This window comes from Gemella parahaemolysans (assembly GCF_053758945.1).
In genome coordinates this window covers 195008-219703 of the sequence record NZ_JBSMTP010000001.1, presented here as the reverse complement: position 1 = coordinate 219703, position 24696 = coordinate 195008, and the positions used below count along the sequence as shown (strand labels likewise).

General features: G+C 31.8%; 15 protein-coding genes. 3 read left to right on the top strand and 12 right to left on the bottom strand.

The features are described from left to right. Nucleotides 1-13: 13 nt before the first annotated feature. The 12 genes from gloA2 to ACWOBP_RS00910 all read right to left on the bottom strand — a co-directional run bounded on the left by gloA2 (nt 14) and on the right by ACWOBP_RS00910 (nt 22031). Nucleotides 14-397 carry an SMU1112c/YaeR family gloxylase I-like metalloprotein gene (gene gloA2, locus ACWOBP_RS00965; protein ID WP_455337070.1) on the bottom strand — a complete coding sequence of 128 codons (384 nt, stop codon included), beginning with the start codon at nt 395-397 and terminating at the stop codon, nt 14-16. Beyond that, nucleotides 390-1151: a copper homeostasis protein CutC gene (locus ACWOBP_RS00960; protein WP_455337069.1), complete on the bottom strand. Its 762-nt coding sequence runs from the start codon at nt 1149-1151 to the stop codon at nt 390-392. Before ACWOBP_RS00960 ends, gloA2 begins: the two co-directional genes overlap by 8 nt. A gap of 184 nt (nt 1152-1335) precedes the next feature. Then, nucleotides 1336-7275 (bottom strand): ZmpA/ZmpB/ZmpC family metallo-endopeptidase, encoded by a 5940-nt coding sequence (locus tag ACWOBP_RS00955; protein ID WP_455337068.1) that lies wholly within the window; start codon nt 7273-7275, stop codon nt 1336-1338. 252 nt (nt 7276-7527) lie between these two features. After that, nucleotides 7528-9267 (bottom strand): ABC transporter ATP-binding protein, encoded by a 1740-nt coding sequence (locus ACWOBP_RS00950; RefSeq protein ID WP_455337067.1) that lies wholly within the window; start codon nt 9265-9267, stop codon nt 7528-7530. After that, nucleotides 9254-11014, bottom strand: coding sequence for an ABC transporter ATP-binding protein (locus ACWOBP_RS00945; RefSeq protein WP_455337066.1), 1761 nt, complete (start codon nt 11012-11014; stop codon nt 9254-9256). Before ACWOBP_RS00945 ends, ACWOBP_RS00950 begins: the two co-directional genes overlap by 14 nt. Then, nucleotides 11015-11761: an NAD-dependent protein deacylase gene (locus tag ACWOBP_RS00940; RefSeq protein WP_455337065.1), complete on the bottom strand. Its 747-nt coding sequence runs from the start codon at nt 11759-11761 to the stop codon at nt 11015-11017. A gap of 82 nt (nt 11762-11843) precedes the next feature. Beyond that, a complete protein-coding gene (gene secA / locus ACWOBP_RS00935; RefSeq protein WP_455337064.1) occupies nt 11844-14408 on the bottom strand; it encodes a preprotein translocase subunit SecA in 2565 nt (854 codons plus the stop codon). Between the two features lie 280 nt (nt 14409-14688). Then, complete coding sequence (locus tag ACWOBP_RS00930) at nt 14689-16581, bottom strand: nuclease-related domain-containing protein (protein WP_455337063.1); 1893 nt, start codon at nt 16579-16581, stop codon at nt 14689-14691. Nucleotides 16582-16600: 19 nt separating this feature from the next. Further along, on the bottom strand, nt 16601-17587 hold the full coding sequence (locus ACWOBP_RS00925; protein ID WP_455337062.1) for a helix-turn-helix transcriptional regulator: 987 nt from the start codon (nt 17585-17587) through the stop codon (nt 16601-16603). 40 nt (nt 17588-17627) lie between these two features. Further along, nucleotides 17628-17963, bottom strand: a complete 336-nt coding sequence (locus ACWOBP_RS00920; RefSeq protein WP_294681905.1) for an HIRAN domain-containing protein — start codon at nt 17961-17963, stop codon at nt 17628-17630. Between the two features lie 125 nt (nt 17964-18088). Continuing rightward, nucleotides 18089-20821: an isoleucine--tRNA ligase gene (ileS, locus tag ACWOBP_RS00915; protein WP_455337061.1), complete on the bottom strand. Its 2733-nt coding sequence runs from the start codon at nt 20819-20821 to the stop codon at nt 18089-18091. A 565-nt stretch (nt 20822-21386) separates the two neighbouring features. Beyond that, nucleotides 21387-22031 carry a hypothetical protein gene (locus ACWOBP_RS00910; protein ID WP_455337060.1) on the bottom strand — a complete coding sequence of 215 codons (645 nt, stop codon included), beginning with the start codon at nt 22029-22031 and terminating at the stop codon, nt 21387-21389. A gap of 209 nt (nt 22032-22240) precedes the next feature. On the opposite strand from ACWOBP_RS00910, the gene ACWOBP_RS00905 reads away from it, so the two are divergent. The 3 genes from ACWOBP_RS00905 to ACWOBP_RS00895 all read left to right on the top strand — a co-directional run bounded on the left by ACWOBP_RS00905 (nt 22241) and on the right by ACWOBP_RS00895 (nt 24672). Then, nucleotides 22241-22498: a SemiSWEET family transporter gene (locus ACWOBP_RS00905; RefSeq protein WP_455337059.1), complete on the top strand. Its 258-nt coding sequence runs from the start codon at nt 22241-22243 to the stop codon at nt 22496-22498. A 148-nt stretch (nt 22499-22646) separates the two neighbouring features. Further along, the gene (locus ACWOBP_RS00900) at nt 22647-23696 is read left to right on the top strand and encodes a PTS transporter subunit IIC (RefSeq protein WP_455337058.1); all 1050 of its coding nucleotides are present in this window, start codon (nt 22647-22649) and stop codon (nt 23694-23696) included. Between the two features lie 154 nt (nt 23697-23850). Further along, nucleotides 23851-24672, top strand: coding sequence for a lipoate--protein ligase family protein (locus ACWOBP_RS00895; RefSeq protein WP_455337057.1), 822 nt, complete (start codon nt 23851-23853; stop codon nt 24670-24672). The last annotated feature ends 24 nt before the right edge of the window (nt 24673-24696 follow it).

Sequence of the window (24696 nt, the reverse complement as noted above, 5' to 3'; positions counted from 1 at the left end):
TTTTTCTTTTTCTTTATTCATGTATTTCTAATGGTAATCCATCTGGATCAAAGAAAAATGCCATTTTCTTATTATCGAAGTCATCATATCTCAACTCTTCATGAGGAATATCTAATTCATCAATTTTTTTTAGAGCCGCTTCTATATCATTTACTTTAAAAGCCAAGTGTCTTAATCCACTATGTTCTGGATTTGGCATCTCAGGTCTCAACGGAGCATCCGCTTTAATAAAAATTTCTAATACTAGATTCCCTTGTTTTACATTTATAATAATATCATTCTTCTCTGGACGATGATACTCACTTATAATTCTAAACCCTAGTTTATCTACATAAAACTCCTTTGTTTTCTGATAATTAGTTCCGATTATTGCTATATGATGTATATTACTAAACATTTATTTCCTCTCTGCTTATATTTCTAACTATTTCGATAGCCTTCGACAATTCTACAGGATCAACTTCTTCAAAATCACCTTTTTCTGTATATCTATATGATACATCTTCCACATTTGTCGTAACATCTATCCCATATTTCTTAAAAGTTCCATGAATTTGTGTGACACCAGTTTTCTTAATAATTTTTTCAAGATTATCCGTTGATATCCCTGCTCCTGCGAGAATCTCTATATGTTGCCCATATTTCGCCTGAAGAAATTTCAAAAGTTTTGTACCTCTATTAACATTAGCTCCTAATCCACTTGTTAGGACCCTAGTACAACCTAATCCTATTAAACGCTGAAGATTATATTCAGGTTCATTAGAACAATCAAACGCCCTATGAAAAACACTCTCAGCTCCAAAACTATCACAAAGCTCTATCATCTTTTCTGTTTCTATCCAATCTATCTTTCTGTCTTCAGTTAGAAATCCAAAAACTATTCCATTAGCACCATGTTTTAAAAGTTCTCTTGCCTCTCTGAACATCTGCTCTTTTTCTATTCTAGAATAACAAAAACCTCCACCTCTTGGCCTTACCATTGCCATAATCGGTATTTCTACTCCACTTTCTAACACCATATCTAAAACTGTGGTAGTAGGCGTTAATCCCCCTAAGTAGCTAGCACTAATCAATTCTATTCTATCCACACCTTCACTTTGAGCTACCAAACAATCCTGAACACTATTAGCACATACTTCAATTTTTATCATATCCCTATTCTCCTTTAATCTCTTCAGCTATATTATATCATATTATCTTATACTTTGTTTAAAATCTATAATTTATTATATTTAAATCTATTACTTCTAAATTCAACTACACAAAGTTTCCTTCCTAAGAAAAGGTATGAGAAAAATAATTCCCATACCTTTTCTATATTACACTAAGAATATATTATTTATTTTCAAATATAGACGTTCTAAAATCTTTAGTTTGATCTAAATACGCTTTAAATATTGCTTTTTTCAGTTTAAGAACCCTACTATTTGTTTCTGGATATAATTTTGCTACTTCATCTTCTGCATCGCCTCTTACCGCTTCGGCAATCATTCTATCTAGTACATTTATATCCGTAACCGATACATTTCGTTGACGACTCAATGGAGTATTAGGATTAATAAAGTTAACTCTATTTAGTTTACTAAATTTATTTTCTCTTTCCTTATACATATCCTTCTTGAATTCTACCCAAGTTCTATATCTATTATTAAAGACTTTTTCAAGTACTAATTTATCTGTAACTAAACCTACTTCTTTACCATAAGATTTAATCTTACTTCCCGCCGCTTTTGCATCTTTTTCATATTGATTTGAGATATAAGGGACCATACCCTCTTTATATCCTTTTGCAGCTAATAATTCGAATGCCATACGACGTCCCATTAAATCACCAGGAGTCCCTTTCTCTCCACTAAGAGCCGAATAAATCGGTGAAAATAAATCAATTGTATAATAACCATTTCTCTTATACTCTTGGTCTTTGTATCCTCTGCTAGTAATAATATCATTTTCAATTAAACTATCAAAAGAATTTAATTTATTAACTTCATCCATAGTTAATCTTCGAACAACATTTGTCGCGTATACATTATTACCGTCTTGATCAAGATCAAATTTATTTTCAACTTTTCTTAATAACTCATATTTTTGATTTGCTTCTAAATTAGCTACAGCTTTTCCTTCTAAATATTCTAACATATAAATTACATCAAACATATTATGCATATAATTATGTAAATCTTCTGCACTATTAAATCGTTGAGTTGGATCAGCTACTTGAAGTCTTGTTGAATTTTCTGAATCCTCATATTTCAATACAGAGTTGATCGTTATCGTTGGGTCATACGAATGGTCAGGCGCCTGTAACAATCCTTTAGCATAAAACTCTGGTCCAAGACCAATTCTTCTACCATATCCTCCAAGATAAATCTCTCTATCTGAGTTATGCGTCATCTCATGAGTATATGTAACCGCACCGTCTTTATCCAGCATACGGTAAGCCATATAGTAGAATGCATCTCCCGTAGCATAAGCACCATGTTGATTATGGACTACATTGTTTCCTGCTGGCCCAAAGAAATATTTTATCGCAGGGTGATTTGTTGAAAAATCTGCTTGGCTAACTACTTTATTATCATCATTACCAAATTTAAAAGCATCGTATACTAATATACTTCTATATAATTTTTCTCTATTTTCGTTATCTAGAATCTTATACCAATAATCATAATGGTCTCTAAATCGTTTAGCCGCTTCTTTAACTTTCTCTTCTACATAATTATTTAATCTTTCTCCCTTAGGATATTCAGAACTTCTATATCTATCGTAAGCTCCAAATCCTATAGTTGAAATATTCGCTATCATAAACACCGATTTTTCTGGAAGTGTTAGTAACGGCAATACCATACTTTGATATTTCCAAGATGGACTAGTTAATCTATCATATACTCCAATAGAATATTTAGTTCCCTCTTTCCCTTGTTTTTCTCTTACCTCTTCAATAGTGGATTTTTCTTCAACTATATATGCTTTTGTTTGTTTTTTAAACCACTCATTGTTAGAAGTTTTTGGTAAAAATACTTTTCTATATCCTTCTAATGCTTTAAATAAAGTTTCTGTTCCATAATTTTTCGCTAACAATACATTATAAGTAATAACATTATTCTTAGCTAATAAATTATTAAATCCAGATTTACCTAATTCAATAACATTATCTAGAGCCGAACTATTTGATTTACCAAAGAAATTCAAATGATACATTATTAAATCTTTAGCATTTGTTTCCCCATAATTAAAATTATACCAGCGTTCTAAATACGTTAAACCTAACAATAAAGCTTCTTTATTCTGTTTAATTTTCTGAATAACATAATTATCAATTATCGAATTACTGTTCTCAGCGATTGCTGCATCCGCTGACAGAAGTTTCGCTAAACTATCACCTATAGCTTCTTTTGTTTTATCAAATTGTTCATCTAAATATAATTCCGTTAATTTTATATCTCCAGAAATATCCAATATTTTTTTAACTGAAGTTGAATTATATTGTACAGATTTTAAATCAGATATAACATTATTAATTATACTACTATAATCATGTAATAATGCATTAGGCGTATACAATAGTTTTGTTTGTTCAATTTCATATTCTGCAACTTTTGAAAAGTCACCTTTATAAGTAATATTCAATATTTGTGACGAATTATCCGCATAATGTAATAATAATTTATTAATTCTCTCTTTATTTTTACTAATATCAGTAATTACTTCCTTGTCCCTCATAGGAACTACAGATAAAAGATCTTTAGTATATAAATCATCATTGGTACTTACCAAATTACCATACTTAACAATAGTCTCTCTGTTATAAAATGGCAGTAGTTTTTCTATATTTTTATACACTCTTAACCTAGAAACATCAACATCTTTTAATTTACTATAATCCGTTACATATTTAGAAGAGAAATTAAAGTCCTCAGTTTTAATATTATTTTTAGGAACAAGCTGAGCTTTTTTCACATTAATCTCATCCGCTTCTAGCACAGTTCCTCTTTGCTCTTCAGAATCTTTACTTAGCACTTCATCATCTACTTGGACTACTTTTACTACCTTATTATTTTTATTGCTATAGACATTAGTTTCTTTAATACCTCTAAAATCATAACCAGCTATAGCATTACCGTTTGTAACATTAACATCACTTAAAACATTAGATAGTTGTCCAGATTTCTCTTCACCTGATATAGCATCCCAAAGATTACCTACAACTCCTCCTACTTTACCAAAATGTTGCACATTGTTAAGATTTCCTTCAACGTAACTATTACTGATTCTAGCGCTTCTATCAACAACCCCAGCTATACCACCAACTGTTTGGTCCCCTTGATTAGCGTTTGTCGCCATATCGATAGATGAAACCGATTTATCTATTGAAGCATTATCACCTGAAAGTTTCCCTACTAATCCTCCAATTTGGTAAGTTGATTTTGTATCATAAGTATTAGTTATTCTACCAGTAAAACTACTGTTATAAATTCTAGAATTTTCAACTTGTGAAACTAAACCACCTATTCCCCTTTCTCCTGCGATTATACCATTAGAGTGTACATTACTAAGAGTAGTATTATTTTTTGCTTCTTTCGCTATTGTAGCAGAGTGATCTTTTGCAGAAATATTTACATCTTTTATTGAAATATCTTTTACTGTAGCACGGTTTAAAGTGCTAAATAATGGTTTTTTCAGATTATATATAGCATATTGCTTATCATTATTTTTACCTATTAATGTACCTGTAAACTCATTACTAACATAGCTTTCTTGACCTTCTTGAAGTTCTACTTCACGAGCATCCATAGTTGCTCCCAAACGAAACGTACCATGTAAATTTCTATTCATTGCTTCCACTAGATTTTTGAATGATGTATAAACTTCGTTTTCACTATTAACAGTTTTTGGTAAATAATAAGTATAATTTTCTAAAGTACTATCATTTTCATGTTGAATTAAATCAGTTGCTCGACCAACAATTTTATATACTTCTTGATTATCTCTTCTGACACTTGTAATACTTGAAACAGGTAACATCACATCTTTAAACTTCTCTGATTTTACTTTCATAAAGTAGTTACTAGGATTATTCGGAACCGTATCAAATGAAGTTACATGTCGATATTTATTATTTTCTACTGTAAACAATTCCACATTTGAAATATTTCTAAGTTCTAGTTTCTTATCTACTGTTCTTTCTTTTTCTGCACTAGGTTGTTCAATTTTACCTGTATATTCTCTCGGTGCTTCTATCTTCTCTGGCTCGACTATCGCTCCAGCTTGTACTCCTGTATACTCCTTCAGCGCTTCTACTTTTTCTGGTTCGACTATCGCTCCAGCTTGTACTCCCGTGTATTCCTTAGGTGGCTCCACTTTTTCTGGTTCGACTATCGCTCCAGCTTGCATTCCTGTGTATTCCTTCGGTGGTTCTACTTTTTCTGGTTCCACTAGCGCTCCAGCTTGTACTCCTGTGTATTCCTTAGGTGGAGAAACTTTTTCTGGTTCGACTATCGCTCCAGCTTGCACTCCTGTGTATTCCTTCGGTGGTTCTACTTTTTCTGGTTCGACTATCGCTCCAGCTTGTACTCCTGTGTATTCCTTAGGTGGAGAAACTTTTTCTGGTTCGACTATCGCTCCAGCTTGCACTCCTGTGTATTCCTTCGGTGGTTCTACTTTTTCTGGTTCCACTAGCGCTCCAGCTTGTACTCCTGTATATTCCTTCGGCGCTTCCACTTTTTCTGGTTCTACTATTGCTCCAGCTTGTATTCCTGTGTACTCTTTTGGTGCTTCTGCTTTTGCTGGTTCCACCAAAGCACCAGAAGTAACTCCACCATATTGTGGTTCTACTTTTTCCGGCTCGACTATCGCTCCAGCTTGTATTCCTTTGTACTCTTTTGGTGCTTCTGCTTTTGCTGGTTCTACTATTGCCCCAGCTTGTACTCCTTTGTACTCTTTTGGTGCTTCCGCTTTTGCTGGCTCAACTATTGCTCCAGCTTGCACTCCTGTGTACTCTTTCGGTACTTCTGCTTTTGCCGGTTCTACTATTGCTCCGGCTTGTATCCCTTTATACTCTTTTGGTGCTTCTGCTTTTGCTGGCTCAACTATCGCCCCAGCTTGCACTCCTTTGTACTCTTTCGGTGCTTCTGCTTTTGCTGGCTCAACTATCGCTCCAGCTTGCACTCCTTTGTATTCTGATTTAACTTCTACTGCAGGTTTTACTAATTTTTCACCTTTAGTAACCTTTGTTTTTTCTACCTTCTTTGTCCCTTTTTCAATTATTTCAGAAATCGGAGCTTCAGTATTACTTGAAATTGATTCTCTTGATACTTCTTTTCCTTCAACAGTAAATACTCTTATAATATCAGTTTTTTTACCTACTTTCCCTTTTTGTTTTATTCTTGTTATTCCTTCCGGCAACTGACTATTGCTTTCTATGATTTGACTATATTGTAATGATGTTTCTATTATTTTATCTGAATATAGTAATTCAGGTTTAGTCAGTTTCCCAACTAACACCTCATCTTGAGGATTCACAGTATTAACTCCTAATACTTTTTTATCTTCTTTTTTATCAGTAACTTTTAGTGTTGTTTTATTTTTCTGTTTTTTATCAATTACATTTGTATCTATAATTTCTTTTAATTGTTGTTGGTTTTTATTATTTTGTTGGAAATTAATATTTGTCTTCACTTCTTCTTTTAATTGTTTAGTTTCATTTTTAATAAATCCAACAAAACTATACCCAGGTATTGACGAAATATTAGGTAATTTATCCCCTACTTTTAAGTTATAATCCATGTTGTATACTGATAATTGTAAGTCCTCCATAGCACGAACTGGTAACTCTAGGGTAGTTGCTCCCATACTCGTTACTAACAGTATTGATAGTATTTTTTGAGTTTTATTTTTACCTTTTGCTACAACAACTACTAGTAAACCTAGCATACCTCCTAAAAACACACTCCCAACTCCATAATTCAAACCTGTATTAGGAAGTTTATTTAGTTGTGCTGTTTTAGTCGGCTTAAATACAAGATAATATGTTTCCTCTGTACTATTAACCACACTTGGTACTTCTTTTTTTATTAATTCCTTTTCCTTATCAGTAAGATTATCTTCTCCTATGTATTTATAATGAACAATTGCATTATCTGCAGCCTTCACTATATAGTCTTCAGGTTGAACAGTCGACACTAAGAAGAAAGAACCTATAGTCATTGAACAGACACCGATAGTCAACTTTCTCAATGAAAACTTATTATATTTTTCTCCTAAAAATTTTCTCAATTTTTTGTCCTTCTTTCATCTATTCTATTAATTATTATTTTATGATTAATACATTAATTATAAGCTTTTTCTAAGAAAAATGCAAGAAAACAGATATTATAGCCTTACTATAATTAACAATATTACATCTTAAAATTAATTAATATTTAAATATAGTTAACACTTTAAATTTACGTTAACTAATACAGTATATAAATTCATTACTCCATAAAAAAAAACTGGAAGTTATTTTATTTACTTCCAGTTTAAAATCTATTTATTTAACATACCTGCTTGAAGTTGGTACATTTTGTAATAATTACCTTGTAATGCTATTAACTCATCATGCGTTCCAGATTCAATAATTTCACCTTTATCTAGTACATAGATACAGTTAGAATCTTGAATCGTAGATAATCTATGAGCAATCGCTATTGTAGTTCTACCTTTTCTCATTTTCTCAAGAGAATTTTGAATCAACTCTTCTGTTTCAGAGTCGATATTTGCAGTAGCTTCATCAAGAATAAGTATCTTCGGCTTACTTGCTATAGTTCTAGCAAATGTTAACAGTTGTCTTTCTCCAGATGAGAATGTTGAACCTCTTTCTGTAACTACACTATCATACTTATCTTCTAATTTATCGATAAAATTATGCGCATCAACAAATTTCGCCGCTTCAATAACATCTTCTCTTGTTAAACTTTCATTATACATCTTAATATTAGACTCTATCGTTCCGTGATATAAGAATGGGTCTTGAAGTACCAGTCCTACACTATTTCTTAATTCTTTAGAACTATAGTCTTTAATATTAACACCATCAATTAGAATTTCTCCTCTATCATAATCATAGAATCGTAAGAATAAATTCATAATAGAAGATTTACCAGAACCAGTAGCTCCAACAAATGCTATACTTTCTCCATTTTTGACGCTAAACGAAATATTTTTAAGAACATCTCGTTTACCATCGTAAGAGAAACTAACATTTTTGAATTCGATATCACCTCGTGATATTTTATAGTCACTTTCTTTTTGCTCTGGCTCATATTCTTCATTGTCTATAAGTGTGAAAACACGACCTGCAGAAATTATAGAGGTTTGAAGAATTGAGAAATTTTGCATTAGTTCAATTAATGGATTGAACAGCTGATTCGTATATTGAATAAACGCATAGATTATCCCAGCTGTAAACCCAGCACTTTCAAAACTTAGTCCAAAATACATTACGATAACACCATATGCTAATACTTTAAATAATGCCATAGCTGGTCTTAATAATAAACTATCAACTTTTAATGATTTAGTGTAATAATGAAGATGTTCATTATTAACCTCTCCAAATTCATCAATTAGACGTTGTTCCTGATTAAATGCTTGGATAATCTTCATACCTTCAATTGATTCAGATAACTTAGTATTCATTTCACTAATTTTCGCACGAGAAATTTCTACTAATCTACTAGAAAGCTTCTGGTATAAATATACCGAACCGACCATTATAGGAATAAATAGTATCATGTATATCGTTAATTGCCAGCTTAGAGCAATCATCGCAGAAAGTGTTACTACAAACATAAGTATAGTATTTAGGAAACTTGAGAAAATTGTTCCAAACATATCCGCAACAGCCTGTGTATCATTAGTTAATCTCGATACTACAGAACCGACAGGAGTCTTATCGAAGTAAGACATTCCTAACTTTTGCAAGTTAGCAAAACTATCATTTCGTAAATCTCTAACTATACTGTGTGCTACTTTTGCAAAGTAATACTCTCCTAAAAATGTAAACACAACTCTTAGGATAAACAATCCAAAATAAATTATTAATATATATAATCCAGCTTTAGCAATATTTTTTGTAATAAAATTATCAATATAATATTGAGCTAATAGAGGAATTGCTGTTGCAACTATCGAAGTCATTAATATAAATAATAGTGCTAAAATCGATAAGCCTTTATAACGCAACATATAGCGCATTAATCTAAAAAACGCCTTACTTTTTGACATCTTCATTTCCTCCTTTCAAGCTTTCTTCCATCTGTTGACTCTCATAAGTCTCTTTATACCAACCGTTATTAGCAATAAGTTCATCATGAGTTCCTTTTTCAATAATCGTGTTATCACCTAAAACAATTATTAAATCAGCTTCCACCACCGCAGATAGTCTATGTGCAGTAATAATATTAGTTTGACCACTACGTTGTTCTTTTAAGTTCTCTAAAATCACATGTTCAGTCTTAGCATCAACTGCAGATAATGAATCATCAAGGATTAAAATCTCAGGATTAATAATCAAAGCACGACTCATTGCTAAACGTTGTTTTTGACCACCAGAAAGACTAACACCTTTCTCACCAACAATCGTATCAAACTTCTCCGGCATACCCATAATATCATCATACAAACCGCAAATTTTCGTAATTTCTTCTACTTGTTTATCATCAATTAAGGGATTAGCAAAACGGATATTCTCTTTAATAGACATAGCAAATAGTACTTGATCTTGTGGTACATATCCGATAAGTTTTCTAAGCTCACTAATACTATATTCAGCAATGTCTTTATTGTTAAGCATGATATTACCAGATTTAATATTAAATTCTCTTAATAATAGCCTTAATAATGTAGTTTTACCTGTTCCAGTAACACCTACGATACCAAGTGTTTGACCTTTTTCAATAGCGAACTTAATATCTCTTAGAATACTCTTACCTTCTTCAAATTCAAAGTTGTTGATATTATATTCAAGTCTACCATTTTCAGCTTTGATATTACTATCTAAGTTAGTATTTACCTCATTAGCTTCCGCTAATAAACTCTCAATACGTTTATAAGATACTTCCCCACGTTGTGATATATTGTATAACCAACCAATGGCTTGAAGCGGCCATACTAACATATCAAGATAAGTCACGAAAGTAACTAATTCCCCAACCGATAAATCACCATTTGAGATAAAAATACCACCGAAGACAAGAGTAAGTGTGTAAGATAATCCAACGAAGATTAATACCATTGGATCAAATAATGAGTTATACTTAGCAGCTATAACATTCTTACCAAATACTTTGTTATTTACTTCTCTAAAACTCTTAATTTCATCACTACCATAACCGAATGATTTAGTAACCTTTATCCCAGAGGCACTTTCTTGAACCTTATTATTCAAATCAGAAAACGACTCTTGTGCCGCTTCAAAACTCTCATAGTTTTTATCACCAATATAATTAGTAGCATACGCTAAAAATGGTAAAGGAATAATAGCTATTAGAGTTAACTTGAAATCAATTAAAAATATCATCGTAAATAATGTCACTAAAGCTGTAATACTCGCATCAACAGCCGACATTACTCCTCCACCAGCAACCATTGCTACTGAGTTTATATCATTCGTTGCATGCGCCATTAAGTCACCCGTACGATATTTTTGGAAGAACGATGGAGACATCTTAGTAAAGTGTTCAAATAATCTTGACCTTAAGATTCTTCCTAAGTTATATGCCGCTCCAAAAATATAAACACGCCAAACATAGCGAAGTGCGTACATTGCAAGTGCAGCTAATACAAGATAACCGACATTTAAGAATAACTCACCATTAGTTAAATTTCCAGCCTCAATTTTATCAATAACAGTCCCAATAACTTTGGGTGGAATTAAGTTGAAAATACTTACCAAGACAAGGGCAATTATCCCAATAATGTAACGCCTTTTTTCTAGCTTCATGAACCAAGCTAATTTTCTAAATAAATACATCTACACATCACCTAACCCTTCTTCTAATTTTGAAAATACTTCTCCGATTTTGCCATTAATTACTAGATCCGCCATATTATCCTGAGGAGTAGACGTTTTGTTAATAACAACCAAATACTTTCCTCTAAAATAATGTAGTAGGTTAGCTGCTGGATAAACACTTAATGAAGTACCACCGATAATCAGTACATCAGCTCTTTCTATAAAGCTAATTGCAGCATTAAATACCGTCATATCTAATTCCTCTTCATATAAAGTAACATATGGTTTTATTACTCCATCACATTTATCACAGCTCGGTATTTTTTCATTTTTAGCTAAGAAATCTTCTAAGTTGTAAAAACTTTTACACTTAGTACAATAATTTGCATCTACACTTCCATGAAGTTTAAGAACATTTTTACTACCCGCTTGTTCATGTAAAGTATCAATATTTTGTGTAATTACTGCTTTAAGTTTCCCTTGCTTTTCCAAGTCTGCTAAATAAAAATGAGCTCTATTCGGTTTAGCCTCAGGATAAACTAAATGTTTTTTGTAAAAATCAAAGAAATCTACAGGATATTTTACAAACATAGTTCTAGAAACGAGTTGTTCAGGTGTAAAGTGACGATTCAATTTAACATTAAACACTCCATTCGCACTTCGAAAATCTGGAATATCAGATTCAGTTGAAACACCCGCTCCACCAAAAAAGACAATATTATCATTCAACTCTATTATTTCTTTTAGTTTCTCTATGTCATTCATAATACTTACCTCCTTATAATATATTATAAAAGCCATTAAAAGAAGGAAACTTGCTTTTAAGTCTCCTTCTTTCAATTAACTACTAATTAGCTTCTTTTTCTTTTTGAGCTTTTAACTCTTTAATACGTTGTTTACGTTCTTCGATACGAGCTTTTTTCTCTTCACGAGACGTACTCTTAATTGGGCCACGAGCAATATGCTCTTTACTATCGTTAGTAACAAGGTTTGTTGGCTCTTGTTTCATTTCGATTTCTTCGTGGCGTTCCACTCTGATACGCATTAAGTTAGTCACAACCTCAACTTGAATATCATCTATCATGTATTCGAACATTTCATGCCCTTCATTTTTATATTCACGAAGTGGATCAATTTGTCCATAAGAACGAAGGAAAATCCCTTTTCTAAGTTGATCCATTTGGTCAATGTGATCAGTCCATCTATCATCAATAGCGTTAAGAAGAATATATCTCTCAAATGAATTCATTGTTTCATCACCAAGTAATTCACGTTTTTCAGCTAATTCTAAGTTAATTCTATGTAATACAAGTTCGCGAATTTCATCATCAGACATAACTTCTGAATATTCACTCTCTGTAATAGGTTTTTGCCCTAAGAATTTCTCATTAAGTGATTTAATGATTTCTTCCGTTTCTTCTTTTTCACTATGAGCTTCCATATTTTCTATAATGTAAGCCATAGTCTTATCTACTGCATCACCAATCATATCTTGGATAATATCAGTAACAACTTCGTTCTCTAATACTTCATTTCTTTCAGCATACATGATTTCACGTTGTTTACGTAATACATCATCATATTGAAGTACTTGTTTACGTGAATCATAGTTATTACCTTCAACACGTTTTTGAGCACTTTCGACCGATCTACTTACCATCCTACTTTCAAGTGGTGTATCTACATCTTTCCCCATGATTTTTTGTAATCTATCAGCTCCAAAACGAACCATAAGTTCATCTTCTAAAGATAGATAGAATCTACTGTAACCTGGATCCCCTTGACGTCCTGAACGACCACGTAGCTGATTATCTATACGACGTGATTCGTGACGTTCTGTACCGATAACGGCAAGACCACCTAATTCACGAACACCTTCTCCAAGTTTGATATCCGTACCACGACCAGCCATGTTAGTCGCGATAGTTACTGAACCTCGTTGTCCAGCTTGTTTAATAATTTCAGCTTCACTTTCATTTTGCTTAGCATTAAGTACTTTATGAGGAACACCATATTTATATAGTAATTTAGATACTAATTCACTAGTTTCAATAGAAACTGTACCTAAAAGAACTGGTTGTCCTTTATCATAACGTTCTTTAACTTCTTGCGCTACTGCATTAAATTTAGCTTCCATATTTGAGTAAATGAAGTCTGGTTCATCAATCCTTTGGATTGGTCTGTTCGTAGGAATTGTAGTTACAAACATGTTATAAATATTTCTAAATTCTTCTTCCTCTGTTTTACCAGTACCTGTCATACCACTAAGTTTTTTATACATTCTGAAGAAGTTTTGGAATGTAATAGTCGCCATTGTTTTACTTTCTTTTTGGATTGGAACACCTTCTTTAGCTTCAATAGCTTGGTGTAAACCTTCAGAGAAACGACGACCAGGCATTGTACGACCTGTAAATTGGTCAACGATTAAGATTTCTCCATCTTCAGCAACTACGTAGTCAACATCTAGTGCCATTGTATAGTTAGCTTTTAATGCTTGATTAATATGGTGCGTCAAATCAACATTTTTTAGATCATATAGATTTTTTAAACCAAAGTAACTTTCTGCTTTATCAATACCATTTTCAGAAAGTTGAATAGATTTAGTTTTAATATCTAATGTATAATCTCCATCACTACCATCTTCTTTTTCTGCTTTTTTCAATGTTTTAACGAAAGCATTCGCAACTTGGTATAATGAAGTTGATTCTTGACCTTCTCCAGAGATAATAAGTGGTGTACGAGCTTCATCGATAAGAACTGAGTCAACCTCATCGATTACAGCATAGTTTAATGGACGTTGAACACGTGCTTCAACTGTTTTAACCATGTTGTCTCTTAAATAGTCAAACCCTAACTCATTGTTAGTTGAGTATGTAATATCAGCATTATATGCTGCTCTTTTCTCTTCAGAGTTTAAAGAGTTTAAGTTTAGACCTACAGAAAGTCCCATGTAGTTATAGAAAACTCCCATCTCTTGCGCGTCACGTTGAGATAAGTATTCGTTAACTGTAACAACGTGTACACCTTCACCTGCTAATGCGTTTAAATATACTGGCATTGTCGCAGTAAGAGTTTTACCTTCCCCTGTTCTCATCTCTGCGATATCCCCACGGTGAAGTGCGATACCACCCATGATTTGAACCTTATATGGTTTCATTCCTAGTGAACGAAATGCTCCTTCACGAGCTGCAGCAAATGCATCTACTAAAATTTTATCTAATATCTCAGGTGTAGCTTTTCCTTTTTCTTTTTGTTCTTGGATATGAGCTTTAAATTCTTCAGTTTTATTTATTAATTGTTCATCGCTAAGACTAGAATATTCTTCATCTTTAGCTAATACTTTATCAGCTAATTTTGATAAGCTTTTTACTTCTCTTCTGTTAGCATCAAATATTTTTCCTAAAATAGCCATTAATATTTTCCTTCCGACATATTTTTCTATTAAATGATTTTATAATCATATTATAATTCATCTCTTAATTATAACATTCATTTATCTTTAAAGCAACCACAATAACACGATTTTAAGTTGATATTAACTACGTTATTTATTCAACTAATAAAGCTAAATGAATTTATATATTTTTTGATTTTAAAGTAAAAAATAATAGAATAGACTCTAAAATTTGATTATATAATAATCTCATTTTAAAGCCATTCTATCCGCATATTATTATTATTATTATTATTATTTAAATCATTACAGTTTTAACATTATTAATCATCGCCAATAAATCATTCGAAATTTTATGGAAATAAATGCTATTGCTGACCAACAATTTAGATAATTGGTTAACCGTCGTTGGCATTTTCTCTAATATCTCATCTCTCATAACCTCAGTCATTAGAGAAGATGAAGTAACTCCTAATTTTTCAGATTTTCTCTCCAGATACTTTTTCAATACATCTTTGAATTCAGATATCGATATTTTTGAACCATTGAATTCACTTTTTACATTCTTTAATACATTTTTCTCAGCAATTTTTTCTAATGCTTTTTTCTCATTGATATTTTTTTCTAATAATAATCTAAGTTCGTACTCTTCCCATTTCACTGTATCCTCTTCTATATAATCATTATTTTTTATATCAGGATTAATTAAACTATTCTTTATCTTCTCAATTTCTTCCTCAGTATATATTTCTTTTAAATCTTTTTCTTTTTCTCTAATGAGACTATTTAAACGATCTAGATTAATTACATCAATACCTCTTAATGCATCCTTGTCTTCTATTTCTATTCCAGTTTCCTCATTCGCATAAACTACTATAGGATGCATCTCTTTAATTTCTACTCCCAAATCTAGTTGTTCTAAAATCATTTTTTGTCGTTCAATTTGATTTAAAACACTAAAAGTTCTATTCTTCTTACCTTCGTTTATAAGATAAAAACTCCCTGTTTTATCAATTTTAACATTAAACTTAGTATTTTTACATTCAATTAAATACATAGCTTTCTTAGTTAATATAACAAAGTCAATCTGGCACTGAAATTCACCAATATTAATAGAGATATCTTTAAAAATGTGCATAGGATAAAAACTATACTTCAGCTCATCTAGTACTTTATTTTCACCAATTTCACCTATTTTATATAGTAAAATTTGATAGTTAATAGCATTGTTTTTTAAGGGTGAAGTCTCTGTTTTTTGCTTCTCCATTAGTTTTCTAACACTATAGTTCAACATATCATTCGCTCTAAAAATTTCTATTCTTTCACCATTAGGTAAAGCAACATATTCTGTTTTTTTACTACTTATAATATCGTTTATCTCTTTCAAAGTATCATCTATTACATAATCTTTATTTGTACTATCCTCGTCCAATAACAATTCTCGAGATAGTTTATCCTCGTTACAAGAGTCGCCACCATCATTAATAATTTTAATATTCTTTAAAAATATACCTTCATTTTTCAATTGATTGTTGGTCATATTTTTATAAAAAGGTCCCTTAATTTCAAAACTACAACAATGTTTACAAAAACGATAATCTCCCCAAATAAAGTCCACCCAATCTAAAGAAGGTTTATTAGTAGATTTTTTCAATGTTCTACAGGATACTTCATGTATCAAACCGCTCTCCATCTTACAAAAAGCACTAACTTCACTTCTACGTTCAAAATAAACTACAAGTCTTTCGAAAATTTGATAAAATATATCTACTGCATATCTAGGAACGCCCAAGTTATTTTTATCATACTCAATTTCAAATAGCTTCAATACTTTTTTCATAGAATATTTAACAGGATTATTACCATTTGTTAATCCTACTTTTATAAGTTTAGATTGAATAAATTCAAATTTATAATCACTAAGAAAAGAAAAATATTTATCTATTAATTCTTTCTTCTCCTTATACCAAACAAAAACTTTAACATCTATTTCTGATGGTATATTCTTAAAATAACTTTCTAGAGTATCCTCTAAATCGAACAAATATTCCCTAGATTCCATCTTTCGATGAAAATTTTTATCTTCTATGACTTCGAATCTATCAGTTAAATTTATTCTTTTTAATGAAACAGAAACAACTTTCGTTACGTCTGTTTCTACGATATCTAACAAAACAATATTTTTATCCATTCTCATTCATCCTTCTCGTTTATCTGTATTTCTTTAATAACACCTCCACTTTCTCCACATACAATTCTCGTACATTTTGAGGTGCTAATATTTCAATATCACTACCTAAAGAGAAAATCCAACCTAAGAAATGACTACTACACATAACTTCTACAGAAGTTTGATAAACATCATCCTTTTTATGAATAATAATATCTTTACCGAATCTATCGACGATTGCTCCAATTAACGATTCTTTAAACTCTAAAGTCACCTTTTCTAACGTTCCACCATACATACCGAAGATCTTCTTTGAATAGCTAGAAATATCTTCTTTTTGGAACTTGTCATGACCTACTCTATCACTTTCAGCAATCACAACATTTCTCATCTTATCAACACGATAATTTTTAATTAAATCTATCTTAGCATCATAAGCAACCATATAATAATTCTCATCATTCCAGACTAGAGCAAATGGACTTACATTATAAACTTCACCATCTTTTCTATCTATCATCTGCTTCTTATGATTCCACTGCCAATAATTAAAATCAATTTGCTTATTTTCTGCAATCGCATTGTGAATCGCATCAACATTATAATAAATATTTTCATTGATATATTTATTCTCTTCGAAAGAATATACCTGTCTTTGTATTTTTTGTGCTTGTTTTTTACTAGCTAATTTCTTAAGTTTTAAAATTAGATCGCGAGATTTTTTCGCTGTTAGAAACTTACTAGCCTGTATAACATCGATTAACATTTTCACCTCAGCAAGCTCAAATTCTCTCTCTACTAATGCATAGGTATTTTCACGGCCACTCTTTTCAACTACGATATTAAATCCATAATCTTGTAGTAATTCTATATCCTTATATAGAGTTTTTCTCTCAACAACTATTTCTTTTTTCAAGAGTAAAGAAGTTAATTCTTTTACACTTAAATAAGTATTTTCATCGCTAAAGTCTCTCAATATTTCTAATAAGTACAATAGCTTTAATTTTTGATATCTTCCTTTTTCCATAAATTTTGCTCCTTATATACACTTATGTATATAATAACAACTATTTACGAATTTTTCTATCATTTTTATGATTATTTTCATCTCTTTTTAGTACTTCGGCAATTACAGAACCACTAGTAACAAAACATACTTTAACAAAGAATTTATCTCCTACTTTATCATAGATTCTACCTGCACTTTTCGTACCTTTTGCTACAGTTCTGCAAGAATTTCCTACATAACCAACTTTGCCAAAAGTTTTCATCATAACTTTTATAGCTTCTTCGTCATAATCATTGTCAAACTCTTTCTCACAACTTATAACATCCCCTACTTTAAAAACTGTTGTTCCAAAATAATGTTGCATCCCTGTTATTGTAATATAATCTTTTTCCATTTTAAATCTCCTCTTCGTTTTGTGATTTAATTATAACAAGCTATCTGTCCATTTTTTTGGACTTATAATAAAAAAATAGAACTTAGATTAAATTTAACCTAAGTTCTATTTGTAAGTTATTCTTATTATTTGTTTAAAATGCTAGCACAACGTGGGCATAAACCTTCTTCGTTTACTTCATCAACGATGTTCCAACAACGTTCACAACGGTGTCCTTCAGCTTTAGTTACTTTAACAGTAGCAAGATCATAAGCTACACCATCGTTATCTTTAACAGCTACTTTACTTACGATGAAGAATTGGTTTAAGTTAGCAACAGAGTTTAATAACTCCACTACTTCTGCATCGTTACTGTATACTTCAACAGCAGCTTCTAGTGATTTACCGATAACTTTTTCATTACGGCTTTCTTCTAATGCTTTATTCACATCATCACGAACTTCTAGAAGTTTATCCCATTTAGCTTCTAAAGCAGCGTCTTCGATTACATTTCTAGCTGGGAAGTCAGTTAAGTGAACAGACTCAGCATCTTCGTATGGCATATTGTCGTATACTTCTTCAGCTGTGAATGAAAGAATTGGAGCAAGTAATCTAACAGATTTACTTAATACTGTGTAAAGAACTGTTAACATACTTTGACGTTTGTGAGAATCTTCACCTTCGATGTAAAGGATATCTTTACCGTAGTCAAGGTAGAATGAAGATAATTCAACGTTAAAGAAGTTGATTAGTTCAGTAGTAATACTGTTGAATTGGTAGTTTTCATAGTAATCTAATACTTTTGCTACAACTTTTTCGAATTTAAGAACCATGTATTTATCTAGTTCTTCAAGGTTTTCATACGCAACTAAATCAGTTTTGTTATTGAAGCTTCCGTTGTATAAGTTACCTAATAAGAAACGGAAAGTATTTCTGATTTTTCTGTATGTTTCAGATACTTGTTTTAAGATATCTTTAGAGATACGAACGTCTTGAGTGTAGTCAACACTTGCAGACCATAGACGGATAATTTCAGCACCTAGTTCTTTACCTACATCGTTAGGAGAAATAACGTTTCCTAATGATTTACTCATTTTGTTACCATTACCATCCATAACGAATCCAGCAGATACTAACTCTTTATATGGAGCTACTCCAGATACCGCTACAGAAGTGATAAGTGAAGAGTTAAACCATCCACGGTATTGGTCACTTCCTTCTAGGTATAAGTCAGCTGGGTAAGTTAAGTCTTCACGGATTGCACAGCATCCTTGGTGAGATGTTCCAGAGTCGAACCATACGTCCATGATGTCCATTTCTTTAGTGAATTCACCGTTTGGACTTCCTGGGTGAGTATATCCTTCTGGTAATAATTCTTTAGCATCTTTGTAGAACCAAACGTTAGATCCTTCTTCTTCGAAGATTTTCGCTACGTGTTCGATTAACTCGATATCAAGGATTGCTTCTCCGTTTTCAGCGTAGAATACTGGAATTGGCACACCCCATACACGTTGACGACTAATTACCCAGTCACCACGGTCACGGATCATGTTATATAATCTTGGTTTACCCCATTCACTGTAGAATTTAGTGTTGTCTACAGCTTCTAATAATTCAGAACGGAATGCATCAACAGAACAGAACCATTGAGGTGTAGCTCTGAAGATAATTGGTTTTTTACTTCTCCAGTCATGTGGGTATGAGTGAGTAATGTCTTCTTGTTTTAATAATGCTCCAGTTTCATCTAAGTGAGCAATAATGTCTTTGTTCGCATCGAATACGAATTTACCAGCGAATTGCCCAGCTTCTTCTGTAAGAACACCTTGGTTATCAACTGGTGATAATACTCCAAGTTTGTATTGTAATTGACCAACAAGATAGTCATCAACCCCGTGTCCAGGAGCTGTATGAACTAAACCAGTCCCTGAATCAAGTGTTACATAATCAGCTAAGATTAATGTAGATGTTCTATCTAAGAATGGGTGTTGACATAGTAAGTATTCTAAATCTTTACCTACTAATACTTCACCTGTTTCGTAGTTTTCCCAACCAAATTTTTCAGCTAAGAACGCCACTCTTTCTTTAGCTACTAAGTAGCTTTCTCCATTGTATTTGACAACTTGGTATTCGAAGTCTGGGTGAACAGCGATACCTAAGTTCGCAGGTAATGTCCAAGGAGTAGTTGTCCAAATAACAAACTTAGTTCCTTTTTCAACTGCACCATTTTCACTAACTAAGTCGAATGCAACATAGATAGATGGTGAAGTGTGGTCGTGGTACTCGATTTCAGCTTCAGCTAAAGCAGACTCTGAAGATGGTGACCAGTAAATAGGTTTTAATCCTTTGTAGATATATCCTTTGTCTACCATTTTACCAAATACACGGATTTGTTCAGCCTCGAATTTTGGATCAAGAGTTAAGTATGGGTTATCCCAATCTCCTAGTACTCCAAGTTTTTTGAAGTCAGCGCGTTGTTTATCAACTTGTTTTAAAGCATAATCTTTACATTTATTTCTGAATTTGTTAGCAGGCATAGATTTTCTATCAACACCATTGTTTACTAATACTTGCTCGATTGGAAGACCGTGAGTATCCCAACCTGGAACGTATGGTGAAACAAAACCATTCATGTTTTTATATTTAACGATAAAGTCTTTTAAGATTTTGTTTAACGCGTGTCCAATGTGGATGTTACCATTCGCATATGGAGGTCCATCGTGAAGTACATATGAAGGTTTCCCAGCATTTTTTTCTAAAATTTTGTTGTATAAGTCCATTTCTTCCCAGCGTTGTAGGAATTGAGGCTCTTTATTTGGAAGATTCCCACGCATTGGAAACTTCGTATTTGGCATTAATAATGTATCTTTTAATTCTACCATTTTATCTCCTTTCAAAATAAAAAACTCTTAGTAAAAGTTATAGAGGGCGAAATGTATCCACGGTACCACCTCTTTTAACTCTTACCAAGAGCGCTTGTTTGTTCTATTAAAATTATTACACAATAAAGTGATAACTCCTATGTTTCTATAAAACTTTTCACCAACCAGTTTCTCTCTAAAACTCCACACAGTCGTCTTGTCTTTATTTACGATATGTTTATTATATTACATTAAGAATAAACTTTCAAGCATTTTATGTGAATTTAATTTAAAATTTTCTGAAAACATTTCCCTAATAATTTACTTTATTACTTTTTTTAGGTTTAAATATGTTTTTACACCTATAATCAACTTTCATTTTAATTTATTTAAAAAGTTATATTAAAGTAGATTACTTTAAATTTAGTAAACAATATTCAATAAAAAAAGAATAGCACTCGCTCTCCAGTGGGAATGCGATTACTATTCTGAGTTATTCTTAGTATAGCATACATTTAAATTAATAACAATATATTATAATCTTCTCATACATACAAATCGTTTTTCCAAAGTCTTAATATATTTTTTATCCTCTAAAATAATTCTTAATTGCTTCAGAACCATATTGTAAGATTTGTTTCTGTGTTAGAGATGCAGTCACATTAACATTTCCTCCTGAAACTTCCACATTATCTATCATGACTGGAACATCTAGTGATTTAATCTTAATTGTATTTCCACTTACTCCAACCCCAGTGCCTGTTAGTGCTTCTTTTAAATATTTTTCCAAAGCAAAATCAGGAATAGGTACTTTACCAATCTTAGCATCTTCTAATACTAAATCTACAGTGTTATTCGCACCTACTACTTTAACTTTCGTGTTAATCATCGTATCCCAAAGTCCTAGTTTAACCGGTAACTTCGCTTCAATATGATTTCCAACTAATTTATAACTTCCATTTAGTAATTCTGAATCTTTCTCAACTGCATTTTTAAAGATTGATAAAAATGTATCATTATCAATTTTTAATGACGTAGATACTTTTGAATTGGCAAAACTAATATTAGAAAGGAAGTCCCCATTCAAATCTTCTAATGTAGTTGAAGCTTTCACATTTACTAGTTTTTCTGAATTTTTTATACTTTCTCCTGGCGTTAAGGCATACGTTATCCCACCACCAAAAAGAGCTAATACTATTAACAGAGCTAATAGTTTTCTTAATACTTTCACGTAAATCAAACTCCTTTTTTATTTAGATTATACACTAATTCATCTAACTATACAATCTATACTTAAAAAGCACTTAATACTAGTTAAAATTAATTATTATTTAACAAAGTAAATGTATCCTTCTCAATATTATTAATACAGTAATTAGCTTGAAATATTTTTTATATTATGTTAGTATACTAAAATACTTTGAAAGGAGAAAAACAAGTATGAACAAAAAATTTTTTAAAATACTTAGTTGGGTAGCAACTTTCACAGCAATGTTAATGTATGTATCATATATACCACAAATTACAGGAAATATACACGGACATAAAGGTGATTTTTTACAACCATTCGTTGCAGGAATAAACTGCACACTTTGGGTACTTTATGGCCTATTAGGAGAAAAGCGTGATTGGCCAATAATTATCGCCAATTCACCAGGAATTATTTTTGGATTTACTGCTGCTTTTACAGCATTATAAAAATATTTAAACTGGCTTATTTTTTAAGCCCGTTTTTTTATAATCTCTCTTTGAAAATCAGTTTACATTAATATACAAAATTAAATATTTACGCTATAATAATTAGTAACCTTTTTAGGTTACGATTACATATAAGGAGATAATGTTTATGAAAGAAAAAATTACAACAAAAAATTTCACCATGAACGTACTTAACGGTATCGCCTTAGGAACTGTCCTTTGTTTGGTACCTGGTGCCTTACTTGGTGAATTACTAAAATATATAGGAAAGCTATACCCATCACTTGCGTTTTTATCATTATCAATAACAATTTCCAATGCCATGATAGGATTAGCCTCTGGAATAATAATCGGATTATTCTTTAAATTCACACCTGTACAGAGTGTTTCAATCGGATTAGCTACATTATTTGCTGGTGGTTCTATAATACCTACTCCGGATAAAGCAGGTTTAATGCTGAAAGGTTCTGGAGATATCGTAACGATGATTTTCACAGCTGCACTAGCTACAGCTTTTATACTACTAATTGGAGATAAAGCTAAAAACTATGCAGTAATTATACTACCACCACTTACATTAGTTATTATCGGTGGAATCGGTAGGTATACTCTTCCATTCTTCTCAGGAGTAACAAAAATTCTAGGAGATGGAATTAAACATCTACTAACTTTACAACCTATTATCCTTACTATTCTAATTGCTATAATCTTCGCTTGTCTTGTAGTTTCACCTATTACGTCAGTTGGAGTTGCTCTAGCGATTAATATAGAAGGTATTGCCTCAGGTGCTGCGAACCTTGGAATCTGTGCATGTGGATTTACTCTAGCAATCGCAGGTTGGGCTGTTAACTCTAAAGGAGTTTGTTTCGCACACTTTATCGGTTCACCGAAGATATCTATGGCAAATATTTTTGCTAAACCAAAAATCATGTTACCAGTTCTTTGTAGCGCAGCTGTCTCAGGGGTGTTCGCTGCTATTCTAAACATCCAAGGAACTCCAATGAGTGCAGGATTTGGATTCAGTGGATTAGTAGGACCATTAGCACACCTTTCCACTACAGATGGTAGTGCATTAGAAATACTAAAAGCTGCGATTGTCTTCGTAGTAATTCCAGTAGTTTCTGGTTTCTTCTTCGTAAAATTATTTACAAAGATTATACCAATTATTAAACCAGAAGATTACAAACTTAACTTATAATATTTATAGTACAACTCGAAAAGAAATTTTTGAGTTGTACTTTTTTAAATCGTATAAATAATTAAGACCTTGCATAAATTAATCGCATAACTTATAATTATAAAGTATTAATTTTTAAAATATAAAATATTATCGACATGTTAAAGGAGTAGCTATGCTAGATCTTATTCGAAATAGAAAATTCAATGTTTATAAAACTTTAAATATTGTAAATCCCTTAATCCCTATTGCTACTGATGAAATGTTCTTACGCACAGTATCTAATAGCGATGATTGTATATTACATTTATATACATTACCAAACTCTGCAATAATCGGTGCACCAGATACACGCGTACCATTCTTTGAACAAGCACTATTTGCATTCTATAGAAATAATATAATTCCAGCCGTGAGAAATATCGGAGGCCTTGGAATAATTTCTGATAAAGGAATTCTAAACTTATCAATCGTGATGAATAAACCTAAAGAAAACTTTTCTATTAATGAAGGCTATGAATTAATGACAGAATTTATAAAAGCAATCTTTCCTGAAGGTGCTGATAAAATAGAAGCGGTAGAAATTGCAAATTCATACTGTCCAGGGGATTACGACCTAAGCATAAACGGAAAGAAATTTGCAGGAATTGCTCAAAGAAAGATTAAAGAAGCGGTAGTAGTATCAATCTACATGAGTATTTTCGGGGACCAACAAAAACGAGCAAACATCATGAAAGACTTCTATGAAATTGGAATTGATAATCAAGAAGTAAGATACAAATACCCTAAAATCAATCCAGATTGTATGGAAACTCTAGAAAATCTTCTTAATAAAAAATTTACACTTGAAGATGTTTTTGAGAGAGTGGAAAAAGTCCTATATTCTCTAGATTGCGATCTTTCTACTGGAGAATACACAGAAGATATGGTAGAAGAATACAATAGTATCCTCGAACAAGCAAAAGAAAGAAATGAAAGATATTTAGAGGGAAAATAAAAAATACACAAAAAGCTAGTCAGA

What these genes read in the sequence shown, in the direction of transcription:
- ACWOBP_RS00960 (WP_455337069.1), bottom strand. Translation starts at nt 1,151, where the DNA reads ATGATAAAAATTGAAGTATGTGCTAATAGTGTTCAGGATTGTTTGGTA.
- ACWOBP_RS00895 (WP_455337057.1), top strand. Translation starts at nt 23,851, where the DNA reads ATGCTAGATCTTATTCGAAATAGAAAATTCAATGTTTATAAAACTTTA.
- ACWOBP_RS00940 (WP_455337065.1), bottom strand. Translation starts at nt 11,761, where the DNA reads ATGAATGACATAGAGAAACTAAAAGAAATAATAGAGTTGAATGATAAT.
- ACWOBP_RS00925 (WP_455337062.1), bottom strand. Translation starts at nt 17,587, where the DNA reads ATGGAAAAAGGAAGATATCAAAAATTAAAGCTATTGTACTTATTAGAA.
- ACWOBP_RS00950 (WP_455337067.1), bottom strand. Translation starts at nt 9,267, where the DNA reads ATGTCAAAAAGTAAGGCGTTTTTTAGATTAATGCGCTATATGTTGCGT.
- ACWOBP_RS00930 (WP_455337063.1), bottom strand. Translation starts at nt 16,581, where the DNA reads ATGGATAAAAATATTGTTTTGTTAGATATCGTAGAAACAGACGTAACG.
- ACWOBP_RS00900 (WP_455337058.1), top strand. Translation starts at nt 22,647, where the DNA reads ATGAAAGAAAAAATTACAACAAAAAATTTCACCATGAACGTACTTAAC.
- ileS (WP_455337061.1), bottom strand. Translation starts at nt 20,821, where the DNA reads ATGGTAGAATTAAAAGATACATTATTAATGCCAAATACGAAGTTTCCA.
- ACWOBP_RS00905 (WP_455337059.1), top strand. Translation starts at nt 22,241, where the DNA reads ATGAACAAAAAATTTTTTAAAATACTTAGTTGGGTAGCAACTTTCACA.
- secA (WP_455337064.1), bottom strand. Translation starts at nt 14,408, where the DNA reads ATGGCTATTTTAGGAAAAATATTTGATGCTAACAGAAGAGAAGTAAAA.
- ACWOBP_RS00945 (WP_455337066.1), bottom strand. Translation starts at nt 11,014, where the DNA reads ATGTATTTATTTAGAAAATTAGCTTGGTTCATGAAGCTAGAAAAAAGG.
- ACWOBP_RS00920 (WP_294681905.1), bottom strand. Translation starts at nt 17,963, where the DNA reads ATGGAAAAAGATTATATTACAATAACAGGGATGCAACATTATTTTGGA.
- gloA2 (WP_455337070.1), bottom strand. Translation starts at nt 397, where the DNA reads ATGTTTAGTAATATACATCATATAGCAATAATCGGAACTAATTATCAG.